This window comes from Caballeronia humi (genome assembly GCF_001544475.1).
Classification (GTDB): Bacteria; Pseudomonadota; Gammaproteobacteria; order Burkholderiales; family Burkholderiaceae; genus Caballeronia; species Caballeronia humi.
The window spans coordinates 67,073-85,311 of sequence record NZ_FCNW02000029.1 but is presented as its reverse complement, the minus strand read 5'-3'; the positions used below and the strand labels follow the sequence as shown (position 1 = coordinate 85,311).

General features: G+C 63.4%; 17 protein-coding genes. 16 read left to right on the top strand and 1 reads right to left on the bottom strand.

What is annotated here, in order from left to right:
• Positions 1-212 precede the first annotated feature (212 nt).
• The 3 genes from AWB65_RS35740 (at position 213) to AWB65_RS22825 (ending at position 2,484) form a co-directional block, all read left to right on the top strand.
• Positions 213-896 carry a T6SS immunity protein Tli3 family protein gene (locus tag AWB65_RS35740; RefSeq protein ID WP_125474174.1) on the top strand — a complete coding sequence of 228 codons (684 nt, stop codon included), beginning with the start codon at positions 213-215 and terminating at the stop codon, positions 894-896.
• A gap of 97 nt (positions 897-993) precedes the next feature.
• Positions 994-1,686 (top strand): T6SS immunity protein Tli3 family protein, encoded by a 693-nt coding sequence (locus AWB65_RS22830; RefSeq protein WP_087669293.1) that lies wholly within the window; start codon positions 994-996, stop codon positions 1,684-1,686.
• Positions 1,687-1,824: 138 nt separating this feature from the next.
• The gene (locus AWB65_RS22825; protein WP_087669292.1) at positions 1,825-2,484 is read left to right on the top strand and encodes a T6SS immunity protein Tli3 family protein; all 660 of its coding nucleotides are present in this window, start codon (positions 1,825-1,827) and stop codon (positions 2,482-2,484) included.
• 335 nt (positions 2,485-2,819) lie between these two features.
• On the opposite strand, the gene AWB65_RS22820 is transcribed toward AWB65_RS22825, so the two are convergent.
• On the bottom strand, positions 2,820-3,725 hold the full coding sequence (locus AWB65_RS22820) for a LysR family transcriptional regulator (RefSeq protein WP_087669291.1): 906 nt from the start codon (positions 3,723-3,725) through the stop codon (positions 2,820-2,822).
• Between the two features lie 134 nt (positions 3,726-3,859).
• On the opposite strand from AWB65_RS22820, the gene AWB65_RS22815 reads away from it, so the two are divergent.
• The 13 genes from AWB65_RS22815 to AWB65_RS22755 all read left to right on the top strand — a co-directional run bounded on the left by AWB65_RS22815 (position 3,860) and on the right by AWB65_RS22755 (position 18,214).
• The gene (locus tag AWB65_RS22815) at positions 3,860-4,801 is read left to right on the top strand and encodes a hydroxymethylglutaryl-CoA lyase (RefSeq protein WP_087669290.1); all 942 of its coding nucleotides are present in this window, start codon (positions 3,860-3,862) and stop codon (positions 4,799-4,801) included.
• A 10-nt stretch (positions 4,802-4,811) separates the two neighbouring features.
• Complete coding sequence (locus AWB65_RS22810) at positions 4,812-5,963, top strand: CaiB/BaiF CoA transferase family protein (RefSeq protein WP_087669289.1); 1,152 nt, start codon at positions 4,812-4,814, stop codon at positions 5,961-5,963.
• A gap of 41 nt (positions 5,964-6,004) precedes the next feature.
• Positions 6,005-7,081: a 4-hydroxyphenylpyruvate dioxygenase gene (gene hppD / locus AWB65_RS22805; protein ID WP_087669288.1), complete on the top strand. Its 1,077-nt coding sequence runs from the start codon at positions 6,005-6,007 to the stop codon at positions 7,079-7,081.
• Between the two features lie 150 nt (positions 7,082-7,231).
• Positions 7,232-8,671, top strand: a complete 1,440-nt coding sequence (locus AWB65_RS22800) for an MFS transporter (protein WP_087669287.1) — start codon at positions 7,232-7,234, stop codon at positions 8,669-8,671.
• Between the two features lie 104 nt (positions 8,672-8,775).
• Positions 8,776-9,147 (top strand): CidA/LrgA family protein, encoded by a 372-nt coding sequence (locus tag AWB65_RS22795; RefSeq protein ID WP_087669286.1) that lies wholly within the window; start codon positions 8,776-8,778, stop codon positions 9,145-9,147.
• Positions 9,144-9,875, top strand: a complete 732-nt coding sequence (locus AWB65_RS22790; RefSeq protein ID WP_087669285.1) for an LrgB family protein — start codon at positions 9,144-9,146, stop codon at positions 9,873-9,875. Before AWB65_RS22795 ends, AWB65_RS22790 begins: the two co-directional genes overlap by 4 nt.
• A gap of 280 nt (positions 9,876-10,155) precedes the next feature.
• A complete protein-coding gene (locus AWB65_RS22785) occupies positions 10,156-10,800 on the top strand; it encodes a GntR family transcriptional regulator (protein ID WP_087669303.1) in 645 nt (214 codons plus the stop codon).
• A gap of 36 nt (positions 10,801-10,836) precedes the next feature.
• A complete protein-coding gene (locus AWB65_RS22780; RefSeq protein WP_087669284.1) occupies positions 10,837-11,643 on the top strand; it encodes an SDR family oxidoreductase in 807 nt (268 codons plus the stop codon).
• A 23-nt stretch (positions 11,644-11,666) separates the two neighbouring features.
• Complete coding sequence (kce, locus tag AWB65_RS22775) at positions 11,667-12,599, top strand: 3,5-dioxohexanoate:acetyl-CoA acetone transferase (RefSeq protein WP_087669283.1); 933 nt, start codon at positions 11,667-11,669, stop codon at positions 12,597-12,599.
• 37 nt (positions 12,600-12,636) lie between these two features.
• Entirely contained in the window at positions 12,637-13,383 is a 747-nt protein-coding gene (locus AWB65_RS22770) for an N-acyl homoserine lactonase family protein (protein WP_087669302.1), read from the top strand.
• A 31-nt stretch (positions 13,384-13,414) separates the two neighbouring features.
• Positions 13,415-14,542 carry a sugar ABC transporter substrate-binding protein gene (locus AWB65_RS22765; protein ID WP_087669282.1) on the top strand — a complete coding sequence of 376 codons (1,128 nt, stop codon included), beginning with the start codon at positions 13,415-13,417 and terminating at the stop codon, positions 14,540-14,542.
• Positions 14,543-14,571: 29 nt separating this feature from the next.
• Complete coding sequence (locus AWB65_RS22760; RefSeq protein WP_087669281.1) at positions 14,572-16,086, top strand: sugar ABC transporter ATP-binding protein; 1,515 nt, start codon at positions 14,572-14,574, stop codon at positions 16,084-16,086.
• 28 nt (positions 16,087-16,114) lie between these two features.
• Positions 16,115-18,214 carry an ABC transporter permease gene (locus tag AWB65_RS22755; RefSeq protein ID WP_087669280.1) on the top strand — a complete coding sequence of 700 codons (2,100 nt, stop codon included), beginning with the start codon at positions 16,115-16,117 and terminating at the stop codon, positions 18,212-18,214.
• Positions 18,215-18,239 lie beyond the last annotated feature (25 nt).

Here is an 18,239-nt window from a genome sequence, read left to right as displayed (position 1 = left end):
CCGACGATACTGCTCGAAGCCGGCGCCTTGATCTGCTGCCATCGCTAGGGTCTTTTGTCTCATTCAATATAAACGGCCTGCCACCCTGATGCGTTGACCTTTTTCAGCATTGCCTTAGGTGAATATGCGATGCCTGATCTCGTCGATAAACAGACGGTAGACCTGGCGAGAAGCGAATCCGACGCACGACTTTTGCGGAAAGAACTCTAAAAATGAACGTCACTAAATTTGCTTTGATTCTGAGCGTCACCGCGTGTACCGCATGCGTTTCCGATGCGGAGCGCTCGCGTTATTCGGGACCGCAGCCGATTCCGCACTATGACGTGCCGGCACAGGTGATTTACCGCATCGACGACCATCGATACATCTCGCTGGAAAACTACAGCGACTGCCACCACGGCGACACGTACTACAACGACACAAAGGAAAGCATTCGCAAGAAACTCGGTCGCAACGGAATCGAGAACTTTCAAGGGCGGTTGATTAACGCCGATCCCACTGGAAAGAACATCGTGATTCCGTCGTCTCAACCGCCGGAACGCGCGTGCAGTGACCGTGGCTGCTCAATTTCGCTGATCTATTCGACCGACAGCGGACGGACGTTCCATGGAATGGTGTACATGAACAGCTTTGACCCGTTTAAGGATTCGAGTCGATACACAATTTTGACAACGAGGGACGCGCTGTACATCGAAGAGCGAGACCCAGATCCCTACGTAAAAAGGGCCCCACTCTATCCTGCGGTTAACCTTAAAAATCTGGACGGTTCACGAGGGTTATGGGAAACAGGAGCGGAAGCCCCACCGGTGCCCGCTGGACTTCACTCCCCCTCCGGCCAAGAGCGCTTCACCTGCGATACCTCCATTCGCCCATCCAACTCAGTTATATCTCAATGACCCGACAACCTGTCTGTTTAATCTTATCAACAAACAATAAACTGGACCTTGCGAGAAGCGAAGCCGACACACAACTCTTGCGGAAAGAACTCTAAAAGTGAACGTCGCTAAATTTGCTCTGATTCTGAGCGTCGCCGCGTGTACCGCATGCGTTTCCGATGCGGAGCGCTCGCGCTATTCGGGACCGCAGCCGGTTCCGCACTATGACGTGCCGGCACAGGTGATTTACCGCATCGACGACCATCGATACATCTCGCTGGAAAACTACAGCGACTGCCACCACGGCGACACGTACTACAACGATACAAAGGAAAGCATTCGCAAGAAACTCGGACGCAACGGAATCGAGAACTTTCAAGGCCGGTTGATTAATGCCGACCCCACTGGAAAGAACATTGTGATTCCGTCGTCTCAACCGCCGGAACGCGCATGCAGTGACCGTGGCTGCTCAATTTCGCTGATCTATTCGACCGACAGCGGACGGACGTTCCATGGAATGGTGTACATGAAAAGCTTTGATCCGTATCGAGACTCGAAGGACTATACGATCGCAGTAGACAAGGATGCGTTCTATGTTGCCGAGAAAATTAGCGAAATCGCCAATCGCGTAATTATAAACAGGTACCCATTGGTCACAGGCTTTCAATATGGGCAAGGCGAAAAACTACCAGACGGCAAGCGCGTGGAGTTCGACGTTCAGATGCCTACGGGACTACACTCCCCCTCCGGCCAAGAGCGCTTCACCTGCGACGCATCCATTCGCCCATCGAACCCACCTAAACCCCAATGACCCAACGACCTGTCTGTTTAATCTTATCGACAAACAATAAACTGGACCTGGCGAGAAGCGAAGCCGACGCACAACTTTTGCGGAAAGAACTCTAAAAGTGAACGTCGCTAAATTTGCTCTGATTCGGAGCGTCGCCGCGTGGCCGCGTGTACCGCATGCGTTTCCGATGCGGAGCGCTCGCGCTATTCGGGACCGCAGCCGGTTCCGCACTATGACGTGCCGGCACAGGTGATTTACCGCATCGACGACCATCGGTTCGTCACGCTGGAAAACTATAGCGACTGCCACGACGGCGACACGTACTACAACGATACGAAGGAAAGCATTCGCAAGAAGCTCGGACGCAACGGAATCGAGAACTTTCAAGGCCGGTTGATTAATGCCGACCCCACTGGAAAGAACATCGTGATTCCGTCGTCTCAACCGCCGGAACGCGCATGCAGTGACCGTGGCTGCTCAATTTCGCTCATCTATTCGACCGACAGCGGACGGACGTTTCATGGAATGGTTTACATGAAGAGCTTTGATCCGTTCAAGGATTCGAGTCGATACACAATTGCCGCTGTAGGCGGCGCACTTTTTGTAGTGAAGAAAACTCAATACGATGCGTACATTCGAAAGTTTCCCCTCGTCAAAGATATCGACCTAAAACGACCATACCCCGAAGGACTGCATGACGAGGTAGCGTGGGCTTCCGAAGAGCCACTAATGCCTACGGGGCTTCACTCCCCCTCCGGCCAAGAGCGCTTCATCTGCGACGCATCCATTCGCTCATCCAATCCACTTACGCCCCAATGACCCAATGACCTTTCGGCGTGATCTTGTCGACAAACAATAAATTGGACCTGGCGAGAAGCGAAACCGACGCTCAACTTTTGCGGAGAGAACTCTAACGCGTTCTACGTATCTCAGGAGATTAGCAAAACAACGGGTCGTATCGGACGTCGTCAGGGTTCGCTCGCGTGCCCTGTAACGCTGGGCCGTTCAACCTGAATGGTCCTTTTATCGGAGTGTCGTTAGCGCTCAGTCATAGCTGTTGGCACAAAAGCCAGCGCACGCTTAGCGCTTCGACTCGGGCGAACTGAAAGGGACTGCCCGCTTCATTCATATTAGGCATTTCGCAAGCGGCACATTCAAACCCGCCCCGCCCGTTCGACCAGATGCTCGACCATCCGCTGCGCGGCCGGCTGCAATGCCTCGAAGTTCTTGAAGCACACGATGAAGCGGCGCAACGCCCACGCGTCATCGAGCGGAATCACGCGGATGCCGAGCACCGGCCGATACGTCTCGGCCACTTCCACCGGCACCACGCTGATCCCCAAGCCCGCCGCGACCACGCGAAAAGCCGCGTCGAAGCTCGACACGATCACGCGATACGACACCGTTCGCCCCGCGCTCGCGGCGGCGCGCTGGAGCATCGTGTGGACGGCGGTCGCGGGCGGCAAACCGACGTGCTCGTGCTCGAGCGTCTGGTCGAAACGCAGCGACGCCTCGCCCGCGAGCGGATGATCGCGATGTACCGCGAGCGCGAGCCGGTCCTGCCGGTAGGGGCGGTGCCGCAAGCCTTGCAGATCGACGTTGTCCCAGCACACGCCGACCGTCGCCGCGCCTTCGCGCAACTGCCGCACGAGTTCGTGCGACAAACGCTCCTCCACTTCGACGCGAATGTTCTGGTACGCGGGTTCGCGCATGAACGAAGCGATGTCGTCGAGCAGTGCCTCCGCGATCGCCGATGCCGACGCGCACACGCTCACGCGCCCCTTCAGCCCAGCGCCGAACGCGGCGACGTCGCTTGCGATGCGCTCCATCGTGAAGAGCACGTTGCGCGCGTGTTCGAGCAGCGCGATGCCGGCCGCGGTCGGTTCGACGCCGCGCCGCGAGCGCGACAGGATCGGCAGGCCCAAATCGCTTTCGAGCTGCGCGATGCGCTTGCTGATCGCGGAAGGCTCGATGTGCGCTTCCTCCGCCGCACGCGCGATATTGCGGTGATCGCACACGGCAACAAGCAGCCGCAGCGTTTTCAGGTCGATGTCGCGCATGGCCGTCTCCGAAGCTGTGACATTCCGAACGGGAACTTCAGCGCTTCCAAAATACCGCTTTAAGGTTTGGCTGGAATGTCTAAAGTTAGCACAACGCCGGCAACCTGACGACCGGTAGACAGGAGACAAGACATATGCCCTCGTTCCCCGCGAACGTCGCCATCCGCGAAGTCGGCTTGCGCGACGGCCTGCAAAGCATCCCGAGCATTCTTCCGACCGAACGCAAGATCGAATGGATCGGCGATGCGTACGCCACCGGTCAGCGCGAAATCGAAGTCGGCTCGTACGTTCCCGCGCGCCTTCTGCCGCAACTGGCCGACACCGCCGAACTCGTCGCCTACGCGAAAACGCTGCCGGGCCTCGTCGTCTCGGTGCTCGTGCCGAATCTGAAAGGCGCCGAGCGCGCTATCGAAACACGCGCCGACCTGCTGCTCGTGCCGCTCTCCGCGAGCCACGAACATAGCCTGGCCAACCTGCGCAAGACGCCCGATGAAGTCGTCGCCGAAGTGGCGCGCATCCGTGCCGCGCGCGATGCGTCCGGCTCGAAGACGCTGATCGAAGGCGGCATCGGGACGGCGTTCGGCTGCACGATTCAGGGCCGCGTCGAACAGAGCGAAGTGCTGCGCTGCATGCAGGCGCTGCTCGATGCAGGCGCGGATCGCGTGAGCATCGCCGATACGGTCGGCTACGCGGGCCCCGCCGCCGTGCGCGAACTGTTCGAGAAGGCGCGCAAGCTCGCCGGCGAGCGCTTCTGGTGCGGCCACTTCCACGACACGCGCGGTCTCGCGCTCGCCAACGTCTACGCGGCGCTCGAAACCGGCGTCGCGCGCTTCGACGCCACGCTTGCCGGCATCGGCGGCTGTCCGCATGCGCCGGGCGCGAGCGGCAACGCTTCGAGCGAAGACCTGGCGTTCATGCTCGCCGACATGGGCATCGAAACCGGTATCGACATTCCCGCCTTGCTGGCCCTGCGCGCGAAAGTCGCGGGCTGGCTCGAAGGCGAATCGCTGCACGGCGCGCTGTGGCTCGCGGGTCTCCCCAAAACCTTCGCTGCTCCGGCCGCGCTCAACGCTTGAGGTCATCATCATGAGCACCCCCGCAAGACTTCCCCTCGACGGCGTGCGCGTCATTGAATTCACGCACATGGTCATGGGTCCGACGTGCGGCATGATCCTCGCCGACCTCGGCGCCGAAGTGATCAAGATCGAGCCGCCCGGCGGCGACAAGACGCGCAAGCTGCCGGGCCTCGGCATCGGCTTCTTCCGCTCGTTCAATCGCAACAAGAAGAGCGTCGTGCTCGACATCAACACGCCCGAGGGCAAGGAAGCCGCGATCGAGCTGATCGGCACCTGCGACGCGATGCTCGAAAACTTCCGCCCGGGCCTGATGACGAAGCTCGGCCTCGATTACGACACGCTCTCGAAGCGCTATCCCGGTTTGATCTACGTGTCGCACAAGGGCTTCCTGCCGGGCCCCTACGAAAAGCGCCTCGCACTCGATGAAGTCGTGCAGATGATGGGCGGCCTTTCGTACATGACGGGTCCGGTCGGCCGGCCTTTGCGCGCGGGAACGTCGGTCAACGACATCATGGGCGGCATGTTCGGCGCGATCGGCGTACTGGCCGCGCTGCGCGAACGCGAGCACACGGGACGCGGCCAGGAAGTGCAGAGCGCGCTGTTTGAAAACTGCGTGTTCCTCTCCGGCCAGCACATGCAGCAATACGCGATGACGCGCGAAGCGCCGCCGCCGATGCCCTCGCGCGTCTCGGCGTGGAGCGTCTATGACGTCTTCACGCTCGCAGACGGCGAACAGCTTTTTATCGGCGCGGTCAGCGACAAGCAGTTCATCACGCTGTGCGACGTGCTCGATCGCCCGGATCTGCCGGCCGAGCCGCGCTTCGAGACGAACGCGCTGCGCGTCGCGATCCGCCCCGAGTTGCTTGAAGTGCTCGGCGCGATCCTGAAGGAGCATCGCATAGAAGAACTTTCGCCGAAGCTCGAAGCGGCCGGTATTCCGTATGCGCCGATCGTACGTCCCGAGCAACTGCTCGACGACCCGCATCTGAAGGCGAGCGGCGGCCTCGTGCCGATGGAAACCGACGACGGCAGCATGACCGAAGTCGTGCTCCTGCCGCTGACGATGGGCGGACGGCGTCCCGGTGTGAGGCAGGCGCTGGCGCGAGTCGGCGAGCATACGCAGGAAGTGCTGGCGCGCCTGAAGAGCCGGGTGGTCGCATGAGTCTTTCCGCTGGAAGCGCATCGAATCACGGAGCAAATCAAATGGCAGATCTCTTCGATAACCCGATGGGCCTGATGGGATTCGAATTCGTCGAATTCGCGTCGCCGACGCCCGATACGCTGGAGCCGGTCTTCGAGAAGCTCGGCTTCACGCTCGTCGCGCATCATCGCTCGAAGGACGTCGTGCTGTACCGGCAAGGCGGCATCAACTTCATCGTGAATCGCGAGCCGAAAAGCCCGGCCGCTTACTTCGCGGCGGAGCACGGACCGTCGGCGTGCGGTCTCGCGTTTCGCGTGAAGGATTCGCATGCGGCGTACGCACGCGCGCTCGAACTCGGCGCGCAGCCGCTCGAAATGCCCACCGGCCCGATGGAACTGCGTCTGCCCGCGATCAAGGGTATCGGCGGCGCGCCGTTGTATCTGATCGACCGCTTCGAAGACGGCGAGTCGATCTATGACATCGACTTCAGGTTCGTCGAAGGCGTGGACCGGCGTCCGGAGGGTTATGGACTGAAGCTCGTCGATCACCTGACGCACAACGTCTATCGCGGACGCATGGCGTTCTGGGCCGGCTACTACGAGAAGCTCTTCAACTTCCGCGAGATCCGCTACTTCGATATCTCCGGCGAATACACGGGCCTGACCTCGAAAGCGATGACCGCGCCCGACGGCAAGATCCGCATTCCACTGAACGAGGAATCGTCGAAGGGCGCGGGGCAGATCGAGGAGTTCCTGATGAAGTTCAACGGCGAGGGCATCCAGCACGTGGCCTTGCTCTCCGACGATCTGCCCGCCACCATCGACAAGCTCGCGATGGCCGGCGTCCCGCTGATGACCGCGCCGAGCGAGACGTACTACGAGATGCTCGAAGAGCGCCTGCCGGGTCACGGACAGCCGGTCTCCGAGTTGCGCACGCGCGGGATTCTGCTCGATGGAAATACGAGCGGTGGTCATCCACGGCTCTTGCTGCAGATATTCTCCGATACGCTGCTCGGCCCCGTGTTCTTCGAGTTCATTCAACGCAAGGGCGACGACGGCTTCGGTGAAGGCAACTTCAAGGCGCTGTTCCAGTCGATCGAACGCGATCAGATTCGACGAGGTGTCGTTGGGCAGCAATAGGTTTCGATACGCGGACCACTACTTCATGCCGGCAGACGTTCAACGATAAGAAACGCCGCCAGTACAGAGAAACAGCAACCTTGCATCGGGCCAGAGTAAGGCGCTTGGGATCAGAGTAAGCGCCAACTCAGCCCGACAGGAGACAAAGACATGCAGCAATCCGTTACCGCGGGCAACCCCCCGCTCGTCGCACCGAACGTTCACGTCGGCATCAACCCGGGCGCGGAAATCTCCGCGCGCATGGACCGCTTGCCGATCACGCGGCATCTCTGGATGCTCGTGTTCCTCATCTCGCTCGGCGGGTTCTTCGAAGTCTATGACTTGATCTTCACCGGCTACATCGCGCCGGGCATGGCCAAAAGCGGCCTTTTGCAGACCACCACGCATTCGTTCTTTGGCTTCAACGGCATCGCGGGCTTCATCGCGGCGACGTTCGCCGGCCTGTTCGTCGGCACGTTCGGCTTCGGCTGGATGCCGGACCGCTACGGGCGCCGCACGGTCTTCACGTTCTCGCTGCTGTGGTACTCGGTCGGCTCGGCGATCATGGCCTTCCAGACGACGCCCGAAGGCGTGATCCTGTGGCGCTTCATCACGGGCATCGGCGTGGGCATCGAGATCATCACGATCGACAGCTACGTCACCGAACTCGTGCCGCAACACATGCGCGGCCGTGCGATGGCGTTCAACCAGATGGTGATGTTCGCCGCTGCGCCCGTCGCCGCGATCCTCTCGTACTGGCTCGTACCGACGACGCTGTTCGGTATCGACGGATGGCGCATCGTGGTGCTTGCGGGTTCGGTCGGCGCGGTGCTCGTGTGGTTCATCCGACGTGCAGTGCCGGAAAGCCCGCGCTGGCTCGCGACGCACGGCCACGTGGAGAAGGGCGAGCGGGTCGTCTCGAAGATCGAGGAGATCGTCACGCGCCAGACGGGCAAGCCGCTGCCGCCGCCGCTGCCGGTGATCGAGCAGCCGGCGCATCGCCGCGCTTCGTTCTCGGAACTGCTGCAGCCGCCGTACCGTTCGCGCCTCATCATGCTGATCATCTTCAACTTCTGCCAGGCGATCGGCTACTACGGCTTCGCCAACTGGGTGCCGACGCTCCTGATCGGGCAGGGCATCACCGTGACGAAGAGCCTGCTGTATTCGTTCATCATTGCGTTCGCGCTGCCGGTCGGACCGATGCTCGCGATGTTCTACGCCGACAGGATCCAGCGCAAGTGGCTGATCGTCGCCGGGGCGCTCGCCGTGATCGTGTGCGGCATCGCGTTCGGACAGGTGAGGTCGGTCGCGCCGCTGATCGTGCTCGGTGTGCTGATCAGCCTTGCCGGACAGACCATCTCCGTGTGCTATCACGCGTACCAGGCCGAGCTCTTCCCGACGGCCGTGCGTTGCCGCGCGAACGGCATCGTGTATTCGGCGAGCCGCGTCGGCGCGATGATGTCGGGGTTCTTCATCGCGTTCCTCTTGCGCGACTTCGGTGTGGCGGGCGTATTCACCGGCATCACGGCGTGCATGCTGGTGGTGGTCGTATCGATCGGCGTGTTCGGGCCGAAGACCAACGGCAAGCGGCTCGAAGAGCTGTGTCATTGATTCGGGGTTGACGGCGTCTCGACAACAGGTTGCAATGCGTGAGCGGCGCCCCGGTACTTCTGGGCGCCGCTCGTCGCATCGACCTGTCACTTCGAGGCCCGACCATGCTGCGCGCACTCGCTACGCTTCTGCTGTTCCAGTGCTTCGGCGAAGGCCTTTCCTACGTATTCCGGCTGCCCGTGCCGGGGCCGGTGGTCGGCATGCTGCTGCTCTTCGCGCTTCTCGCGTGGCGTCCGCAAGTGGCCGATGCCATCGAGCCGACCGCGCTCGAACTCCTGCGTCACCTCTCGCTGCTGTTCGTACCCGCGGGCGTCGGCATCATGGTGTCCGCGAGTGCGCTGCGCGGCAATACGCTCGCGGTGATCGTCGCGGTCGCGGTCAGCACCACGCTCGCGATCGCCGTGACGGCGCTCGTGACGCGCGCGCTCCTGCGCATGCAGACCGTCAACGCGATCGATCCCGAGGACGAACCATGACCGCGCTTCCGAAGATCGGCGAGATCTGGGTCTATCTCGCCGCTTCGCCGCTGCTCGGGCTCACTATCACGCTGATCGCCTATCTCATCGCGCAATCGATCTACGCCCGCGCGCGCTTCAATCCGCTCGCGAACCCGGTGCTGATTTCGGTGGCGCTGCTGGTCGTCGTGCTGCGGGTGTCGGGCACGCCGTACTCGACGTACTTCGAAGGCGCGCAGTTCGTCCATTTCCTGCTCGGACCGGCGACCGTCGCGCTCGCGATTCCCCTCTATCGACAGTGGCCGAAGCTGCGGCGCGCGGCGCTGCCACTCATTGGCGGGCTCGTGTGCGGGTCGCTGACGGCGATCGTGTCGGCGGTGGGCGTGGCGTCGCTTCTGGGCGCGCCGCATCAGACGGTGGCATCGCTCGCGCCAAAGTCGGCGACGACGCCGATCGCGATGGCCGTCGCCGAGAAGATCGGCGGAATTCCGTCGCTGACGGCGGTGCTCGTCATCTCGACGGGCGTGTTCGGCGCGGTCTTCGCGCGCTCGATCCTGAACGTGCTGCGCGTCGAAGAAGCGGCGGTGCGCGGCTTCGCGCTCGGCGTCGCGTCGCATGGCATCGGCACGGCGCGCGCGCTTCAGGTTAGCGAGGAAATGGGCGCGTTCGCCGCGCTCGGGATGGGGCTCAACGGCGTGTTGACCGCGTTTCTCGTTCCGTTGGGCGGAGCGCTCTTTGGGCATCTTTAGAACGCGGAGGCGCGCCTGCAAGCGGTGCGATGAACCAGCAACGTGGCAAGCACCCTACGCGACCCTGCGAAGCGTGAACCTTACGTCTGCATAATGGCATCGCCCGCGACCCATTAGCGTTTATCCCTATCTCACGCGGGTTGACTGTGGTCGATGCACGCACCAAACTTCGATTCAGCATCTGTGATCACAGGTCACAAGAACCGCAAGGAGAAGTGAAGTGGCATCACGTTCAGCTTCCAACGACCTGCCCGCGCTCGAGCTCGTGGCGCGCGAAACGATGGCCGGCCGCGTCTATGCGCAGTTGCGCGAGGCGATCATGACCGGCCGCTTCGCTCCCGGCCAGTTGCTGAGCCTGCGCGGCGTCGCGGAGGCGGTCGGTTCGTCGACGATGCCGGTGCGCGCCGCCCTCACGCGACTGCAAGCCGAAGGCGCATTGATCGACGGCCCCGGCCGCGCGCTGATGGTCCCGCCGATGACGCTCGACCTCCTCGAAGAACTGCGCGACGTGCGCATCGCGCTCGAAGGTTGCGTGGCTAAGCGCGCTGCATCGCGCATGAGGAAGGACCATCTCGACGCGCTGCAATCGATTTTCGACACGATGGACGCGCATGTCGAAGGCGGCGACGTCGCCGCGTACCTGCGCAGCAACTTCGAGTTCCACATCGCGATCTACACACACGGCGCAAGCGACCTCACCCTCGCGACGATCCAGAACCTGTGGATGCGCATCGGCCCGTTCCTCAACCTCGTCGCACCCGATATCCCGCACATGCGCCGTTCGATGGCGGCGCACCGCAACATTGTCGATGCGCTCTGGCGCGGCGACGGCGAAGGCGCGCGCGCGGGCATCGAGCAGGACATCGGCGATGCCGCCGCCGATCTGCAGGAGCGCCTGCAAGGCAGGGAAGCGGCCAGCGCCTGACACAGCACCGTTTCAAGAACAAAAACGGAGACGAGCATGACGGTTCTACAGATGTTGAAACCGCACGCGGGTTTGCGCGTGCTCGTGACGGGCGGCGCATCGGGCATCGGGCTCGTGATCGCGCGTGCTTTCGTCGACGCCGGGTCGCGCGTGCATGTCTGCGATGCGAGCCCGCAAGCCGTCGACGCGCTCATCGAAGCCGAGAGTCAGACCGAGTGCAACGCGATCACCGCGACGCTCGCGGACGTCTCGGACCGCGAGGCGGTGGACCGCGTCTTCGCCGATGTCGATGCGCAACTCGGCGGCCTCGACGTGCTGATCAACAACGCGGGCATCGCGGGGCCGACAGGCGGTATCGACGAACTCGACGTGAGCGAGTGGGAACAGACCGTCGACGTGAATCTCAACGCGCAGTTCTATTTCGCGCGCCGCGCGGTGCCGCTGCTTCGCCACTCGAAGGACGGCGGGGCGATCATCGCGCTCTCGTCGGTGGCGGGGCGGCTCGGCTACGCGTTCCGCACGCCGTATTCCGCGACCAAGTGGGCCGTGGTCGGGCTCACGAAGAGCCTTGCGATCGAGCTCGGGCCGTCGGGCATCCGCGTGAATGCGATCCAGCCGGGCATCGTGAAAGGCCCGCGCATCGAGCGCGTGATCGCGGCGCGCGCGCAGCAGCTCGGCCTCTCCTACGAGGAGATGGAGAAGGACTATCTGGAGAAGATTTCGCTGCGGCGCATGACGACGCCCGAAGAAGTCGCAGCCACTGCGCTCTTTCTGTGCTCACCCGGCGGCAGCGGCATCTCCGGGCAGGCGATCTCGGTCTGCGGCAACGTCGAAGTGCTCTAAACGTCATCGTCACGAGGAGTCTCATGGCAACGAAACGCAAGGTCATCATCACCTGCGCGCCGACCGGCGCGATCCATACGCCGTCGATGTCGCCCTATCTGCCGGTCACGCCCGACCAGATCGCGGACGCCGCGCTCGCGGCCGCGAAGGAAGGCGCCGCGATCCTGCACCTGCACGCACGCGATCCCGAGGACGGACATCCGACGCAGGACCCCGCCGTGTTCCAGCAGTTTCTGCCGCGCATCAAGGCGCAGACCGATGCGGTGATCAATATCACGAGCGGCGGCAGTCCGCACATGACGGTCGCTGAGCGGCTGAAGCCCGCGCATCATTTCAAGCCGGAAGTGGCGTCGCTGAACATGGGGTCGATGAACTTCGGTCTTTATCCGATGCTCGACCGCTTCAAGGAGTTCAAGCACGACTGGGAGCGCAAGCACCTCGAAAACAGCCGTGACCTCGTGTTCAAAAACACCTTCGCCGACATCGAATACATCCTCACGTCGTGCGGCGCGAACGGCACGCGCTTCGAATACGAGTGCTACGACATCTCGCATCTGTACAACCTCGCGCATTTCGTCGATCGCGGGCTCGCGAAGGCGCCGTTCTTCGTGCAGAGCGTGTTCGGCCTGCTCGGCGGCATCGGCGCGCATCCCGAAGACCTTGCGCACATGAAGCGCACCGCCGATCGCCTGTTCGGCAGCGACTACGTCTGGTCGATCCTCGGGGCCGGGCGCAACCAGATTCCGCTCGGCACGATGGGCGTCGCGCAAGGTTCGAACGTTCGCGTGGGGCTCGAAGATTCGCTATGGATCGCGCCGGGCCAGCTCGCCGAATCGAGCGCCGCGCAGGTCGTGAAGATCCGCCAGGTGATCGAAGGGCTGTCGCTCGACATCGCGACGCCGGCCGAAGCGCGCGCGATGCTCGGATTGAAGGGCGCGAGCGAGACGAACTTCTGACACGGAGGCCGCCTTGAACAAACTGAAAGTTGTCGCGATGCCGACGGGCTGGCTCACCGTCGATCGATCGTCGCAGGTCTATGGCCGCTACTTCGGCCAGCCGTGGAAGGTGCCGGTGTGGTCCACGGCGATCGTCGGCGGCGACAAGAAAATCGTTGTCGATACGGGCATCCACGACCCCGCATGGGTGTCGAGCTTCGTGTGCCCGTGCGAGCAGGCGCCCGAAGAGCGCCTCGAAAGGGCACTGAAGGAATACGTGGGCTGGAGCGCGGACGACGTCGATATCGTCATCAACACGCATCTGCATTACGACCACTCCGGCGGCAACACGCTCTTTCGCAACGCGCGCTTCGTGATCCAGACCGCGGAGTGGGAATACGCGGGACGTCCGCTGCCGACGCAGGCCACGTACTACCAGGAGTTCCTGATCGGCCGCGAACCGCTCAAGTATTTCCGCTGGCAGTTCGTGAACGGCGTCGCGGACATCGCGCCCGGCGTGCGCGTCGTGCCCACGCCGGGTCATACGCCGGGGCATCAGTCGGTCGCGGTCGATACGGACGAAGGCGTCGTCATGATCGCCGGCGACTGCGCGAACTGCATGGAGAACATCGTCGATCTCGTGCCGGTCGGCATCGTTCACGAGACGGCTGCCGAACTGGCATCGCTCAGGCGTATCCGCCAGATCGCCGACTTCGTGATACCCGGACACGACCCGAACGTCGTGCCCGGATCGTCGGGCATCGCCTTGCCCGCGAGCGCACGTTTGCAGCACGTCGAAAGCTAGAACACAAACAATCGAAGCATCGGAGGATGACATGAAAGCATTGACGCACACGATTCGTCAGGCGGGCCGGCTCGCGCTCGGCGCCGCATTGCTGGCGGGGCTCGCCGTATCCGGGCCGGCGGCGGCCGCTGAGAAGTACAAGATTTTCCTGTCGATGAGTTACGTCGGCAACGACTGGCAGACCGAGGCCGCGAACATGGTCAAGGCGATGGCCGGCACGCCCGCGCTCAAGGACAAGGTCGATCTCGAAGTGCAGGTCGCGGGCACCGACGCGCAGAAGCAGATCCAGCAGATCAACTCGATGGTGCAGGCGGGTGCGAAGGCCATCGTCATCTATCCGATCTCGCCGACCGCGCTCAACCGCGCGATCAAGAATGCGTGCTCGAAGGGCGTCGTGGTCGCGGCGTACGACGGCGAAGTGACCGAGCCGTGCGCGCACAACGTGACGATCGACCAGAAGCAGGCGGGCACGGTGACGGCGGAGTGGCTCGCGAAAACGCTCAACGGCAAGGGCAATATCGTGATGATCAACGGCGTGCCGGGCACGTCGGTGGACCGCGCGCGCACCGAGGCCGCGAAGGAAGTGTTCGCGAAGCATCCGGGCATCAAGATCGTCGCGGAAGGCACCGGCATGTGGAGCCAAGCCACCGCGAAGACCGAGCTCTCGAAGATTCTCGCGACCAACTCGTGGGACAAGATCGACGGCCTGTGGATGCAGGTTGGCTGCTTCACGGCCGCGTCGATGCAGCTCGAAGCCGGTGTCCCGGACGACAAGGTGAAGCCGTGCGCGGGCGAATCGTCGAACGGGCACCGCGTGCAAATGTTGCCGCCGGGCACGGTGAAGGGCGAGGGCTCGTATCGCTCGATCGGCTATCGCTCGATTTCGTATGGCGCGCCGCCGTATTCGGGCGCGATGGCGCTCAAGCTGGCCGTGCAGAAGCTCGAAGGCAAGGAGTTTCCGCAACGCGTGACGCTCAAGCTGCCGCTCGTCCTGACGAATGAGTCGAAGCTCTGCAAGACCGGTTCGATCGACGAACTCAAGGCGGGCTGCACCGCGTTCATGCCGGACAAGGTGCCACCGGGCTGGTTCGCGGACATCTATTCCGACGACACACGCGAGGTCGGCTTCAACGCGGCACTCACGGGCAAGCAGGACTGAATCGCCGCTGGCGCTATGGGAGAGACGAGATGACGAGCGCATGGGCCATCGATTTGTCGAACGTGACGAAGCGCTTCGGCGCGACCGTCGCGCTCGACGGCGCATCGTTTCGCGTCAGGCAGGGCGCCGTTCACGCGCTGCTCGGCGAGAACGGCGCGGGCAAGTCGACCACCGTCAAGCTGCTGTCGGGACTCATGCAGCCCGACGCGGGCAGCATCGCCGTGATGGGCCGCGACGTGACGATGCGCGGTCCGAAAGACGCGCATCGTGCGGGCGTGCAGACCGCGTTCCAGGAGATGACGCTTGTGCGCGATCTGACGGTCGCGCAGAACCTGTTGATGTCGTATGAACCGACGGGCTGGCTCGGCCGCATCAAGCGGCGCGAATCGCAGCGCGTGGCGGCCGAGTGGCTCGACCGGCTGGAGCTGACCGACGTGCGGCCCGGCGCATACATCCGCGATCTTGCGTTGCCGGTGCGGCAGAAGATCGAGATCGCGAAGGCGATCGTGCGCGCGCCGCAAGTGCTGCTGCTCGACGAGCCGACCTCCGCGCTCTCGGGCCGCGACGTCGCGTGGCTGTCGCGCCGTATCGACGAGATGAAGGCGCGCGGCGTCACGTTCGTGTTCATCTCGCACCGCATGCAGGAAGTGCGCGAGTTCTGCGACAGCCTGACCGTGTATCGCAACGGCCGCGACGTAGGCGCATTCGAGACCGCCGACATCTCCGATGACGACGTGATCCGCCTCGTGATCGGCCGCTCGATGGAGGCCAAGTATCCGCCGAAGGTGCCGGCGCCCGCCGAAGCGCGCAGCGAAACGCCCGCGATGGAAGCGCGCGGCATTCGCGTGGACGGCGTGGTGACTGACTTCAATCTGACGCTCAAGCCCGGCGAAGTGCACGGCATCGCGGCGTTGCAGGGCATGGGCCAGCGCGAGCTTTTCGAGGCGCTGTTCGGCGCGGAGTTCATCGACGAAGGCCAGATCCTGATCGACGGCAAGCCGGTCACGCTGACCTCGACCGCCGATTCGCTGAAGGCCGGCGTATCGACGAGTTTTCTGCCCGAGGACCGCAAGACCGAAGGGCTTTTCCTTCGGCTGCCGGGCGGAGAAAACGTATCGCTGCCGGTCATCAAGCGCTTTTCGCGCTTCGGCCTGATCGATCGCAAGCGCGAGCAGGCCGCGATCAAGCGCGCGCTCGCGCAGATGGAAGTGAATCCGCGCGCGGTCTACAAGCCGTGTCTGTCGTTCTCGGGCGGCAACCAGCAGAAGATCGCGATGGCGAAGTGGCTGCTCACGCAAAGCCGCGTCTGGCTGATGTTCGATCCGACGCGCGGCATCGATGTCGGCACCAAGCATCAGATCTTCGTGCTGATGCGCGCGTTCGCGGCGGCGGGCGGCTCGGTGCTGTTCTATTCGACCGACGTGCCGGAGCTCGTCAACGTCTGCGACCGGGTGTCGGTGGTGTATCGCGGGCGCAATGTCGCGGAACTCAAAGGCGACGCGCTCAACGAAGAAAACGTCATGCGCAAGATGCTGTCCAGCTAGGACCGCGATCAGGCAACGAGAGGCTCTCATGAACAACGCAATTGCGTCGCCCGACAGCGAGATCGTGCGGCCGGGGGCGCGCATCGGTTTCGGCGCGCGCGTCGATCACTATCGCGGACTGATCATCGCCATCGGCGCACTGCTCGCGATGCTGATCGCGTGGGTGTCGCTGTCGGCGACACCGGTCGGCATGTACGACATCGGCTCGGTGATATCGAGCAGCACGACGCTCGCGCTCGCTGCAATTGGGCAGACCATCGTCGTGCTCTCGGGCGGTTTCGATCTCTCCGCGTCGGCGGTCGTGTCGCTGTCGAACGTGCTCGCCGTGCGCTTCGTGCAGGGCACGCCGCTCGAACAGTGGGGCGGCGTGGCATTGATCCTCGCGATCGGCGGCGGCATCGGGCTCGTTAACGGCGCGGTGATCGCGTGGTTCCGCTTGCAATCGATCGTCGTCACGCTCGCAACGATGTTCATGGTGCAAGGCCTCACGCTCCTGATCCAGAACAAGCCGGGCGGCAGTATCGGCGAACAGTTCGGCGCGTTCGTCACCTCCGACCTGATCCCCGACAAGATGCCGATGTCGGCCGCCGTGCTCGTGGTCGCGCTGCTGGTGTGGTCGTTCGTCAAGCGCACGCGCTTCGGCGTGGGCCTGTACGCGCTCGGCAGCGACCCGGACGGCGCGTATGCGAACGGCATGCCGGTCACGCGCTATCGCATCGCGACTTACGCGCTCGCCGGCATGTTCTACGCGGCGGCGGGCCTGTATGTGTCGGCGCAGACGGGTTCCGCCGATCCGCTCGTCGGCCGGCCGCTGTTGCTGTCGATGTTCACGGCGGTCGTGCTCGGCGGAACGTGGCTCGGCGGCGGGCGCGGCGGCTGCGTCGGCACGGTGTTCGCCGCGATGACGCTGATGATCACCGTCAACATCTTGCTCGTGTTGAACGTGTCGGCGTTCTTCACGACGATCGCCGAAGCGGTGATCCTGATTCTCGCGGTGCTCGGCTCGTCGATCGGCAAGCAATCGGCCGCGCATCACTGCGCGCGCTATGCGTCGCAGTGGATGAAGGCGGTGCGCACCGGAACGCGCGCGAAGGATGATCCGCGCGCGCGGCGCGTGTCGTTCGAGGTGGAGGATTTCCGTCCGCTCGAAAACACCGAGCTGAAAGGGCGGTTTCTCAGCGACTGGATCGAGCGTAATCGCGAGTGGGTGAAGTATGTGGTGCCGGCGTATCTGCTGTTTTTCGCGGTGGTCGTGATCACCGGGATCGTCTATGGCCCGGGCGTGCTCGCGAGCGCGAACTTCTACAGCAGCCTCCTCACGCTGACGCTGTTCCTCGCGATCCTCGGCCTCGGTCAGGGCGCGGTGATCCTCACAGGCGGCCTCGACTTGTCGATGCCGTGGCTCATCACCTTGTCCGGCGTGCTGCTTACGGGCCTCACGCACGGCGTGAACGGCGCGGCCGCGTGGGCGGTGCCGCTCGTGCTTGGCGCCGGGTTGCTGGTCGGCGTGTTCAACGGCATCGGCGTGGTGATGCTCGGCCTGCCCCCGATCGTCGTCACGCTCGCGGCGAATGGCCTGCTGCAAGGTCTCACGCTGATCTATTGCAACGGCTCGCCGCAAGGCTGGGCGCCCTCGACGATCAGCGAATTCACCAACGGCCGCTTCGGTCCGCTGTCGCTCGCGGCGTGGAGCGTGCCCGTCTTTCTCGCGATCGCGCTGGTGCTGCTGCATCGCACGCCGTTCGGTCGGCGGGTGTATGCCGTCGGCAATTCGCAGATCGCGGCGAAGCTCTCGGGTGTGCGCGTCGGCGCGACGCTGATCGCCGTGTACTGCCTCTCGGGGCTGTGCTCCGCGATCGTCGGATTGCTGCTTGCCGGTTTCAGCAGCCAGGCGTTCCTCGGCATGGGCGACCCGTATTTGCTGCCGTCGATTGCGGTCGTCGTCGTGGGCGGCGCGCTGATCACGGGCGGGCGCGGCCATTATCTCGGCGTGTTCGGCGGCGCGCTGTTGCTCACCGCGCTCGGCACGCTGCTCGCGGGCACGACCGTGCCGCCGGCCGTGCGCGACATCATCAACGGGCTCGTGGTGCTGGCTGCAGTTATCACGTTGCGTGACAAGAAGGCTTGACTTCCGCAACTTCGTGGGATGAGGC

Coding starts and splice junctions, on each gene's coding strand:
- AWB65_RS35740 (WP_125474174.1), top strand. CDS start 213: ATGAACGTCACTAAATTTGCTTTGATTCTGAGCGTCACCGCGTGTACC.
- AWB65_RS22820 (WP_087669291.1), bottom strand. CDS start 3,725: ATGCGCGACATCGACCTGAAAACGCTGCGGCTGCTTGTTGCCGTGTGC.
- AWB65_RS22815 (WP_087669290.1), top strand. CDS start 3,860: ATGCCCTCGTTCCCCGCGAACGTCGCCATCCGCGAAGTCGGCTTGCGC.
- AWB65_RS22810 (WP_087669289.1), top strand. CDS start 4,812: ATGAGCACCCCCGCAAGACTTCCCCTCGACGGCGTGCGCGTCATTGAA.
- hppD (WP_087669288.1), top strand. CDS start 6,005: ATGGCAGATCTCTTCGATAACCCGATGGGCCTGATGGGATTCGAATTC.
- AWB65_RS22800 (WP_087669287.1), top strand. CDS start 7,232: ATGCAGCAATCCGTTACCGCGGGCAACCCCCCGCTCGTCGCACCGAAC.
- AWB65_RS22795 (WP_087669286.1), top strand. CDS start 8,776: ATGCTGCGCGCACTCGCTACGCTTCTGCTGTTCCAGTGCTTCGGCGAA.
- AWB65_RS22790 (WP_087669285.1), top strand. CDS start 9,144: ATGACCGCGCTTCCGAAGATCGGCGAGATCTGGGTCTATCTCGCCGCT.
- AWB65_RS22785 (WP_087669303.1), top strand. CDS start 10,156: ATGGCCGGCCGCGTCTATGCGCAGTTGCGCGAGGCGATCATGACCGGC.
- AWB65_RS22780 (WP_087669284.1), top strand. CDS start 10,837: ATGACGGTTCTACAGATGTTGAAACCGCACGCGGGTTTGCGCGTGCTC.
- kce (WP_087669283.1), top strand. CDS start 11,667: ATGGCAACGAAACGCAAGGTCATCATCACCTGCGCGCCGACCGGCGCG.
- AWB65_RS22770 (WP_087669302.1), top strand. CDS start 12,637: ATGCCGACGGGCTGGCTCACCGTCGATCGATCGTCGCAGGTCTATGGC.
- AWB65_RS22765 (WP_087669282.1), top strand. CDS start 13,415: ATGAAAGCATTGACGCACACGATTCGTCAGGCGGGCCGGCTCGCGCTC.
- AWB65_RS22760 (WP_087669281.1), top strand. CDS start 14,572: ATGACGAGCGCATGGGCCATCGATTTGTCGAACGTGACGAAGCGCTTC.
- AWB65_RS22755 (WP_087669280.1), top strand. CDS start 16,115: ATGAACAACGCAATTGCGTCGCCCGACAGCGAGATCGTGCGGCCGGGG.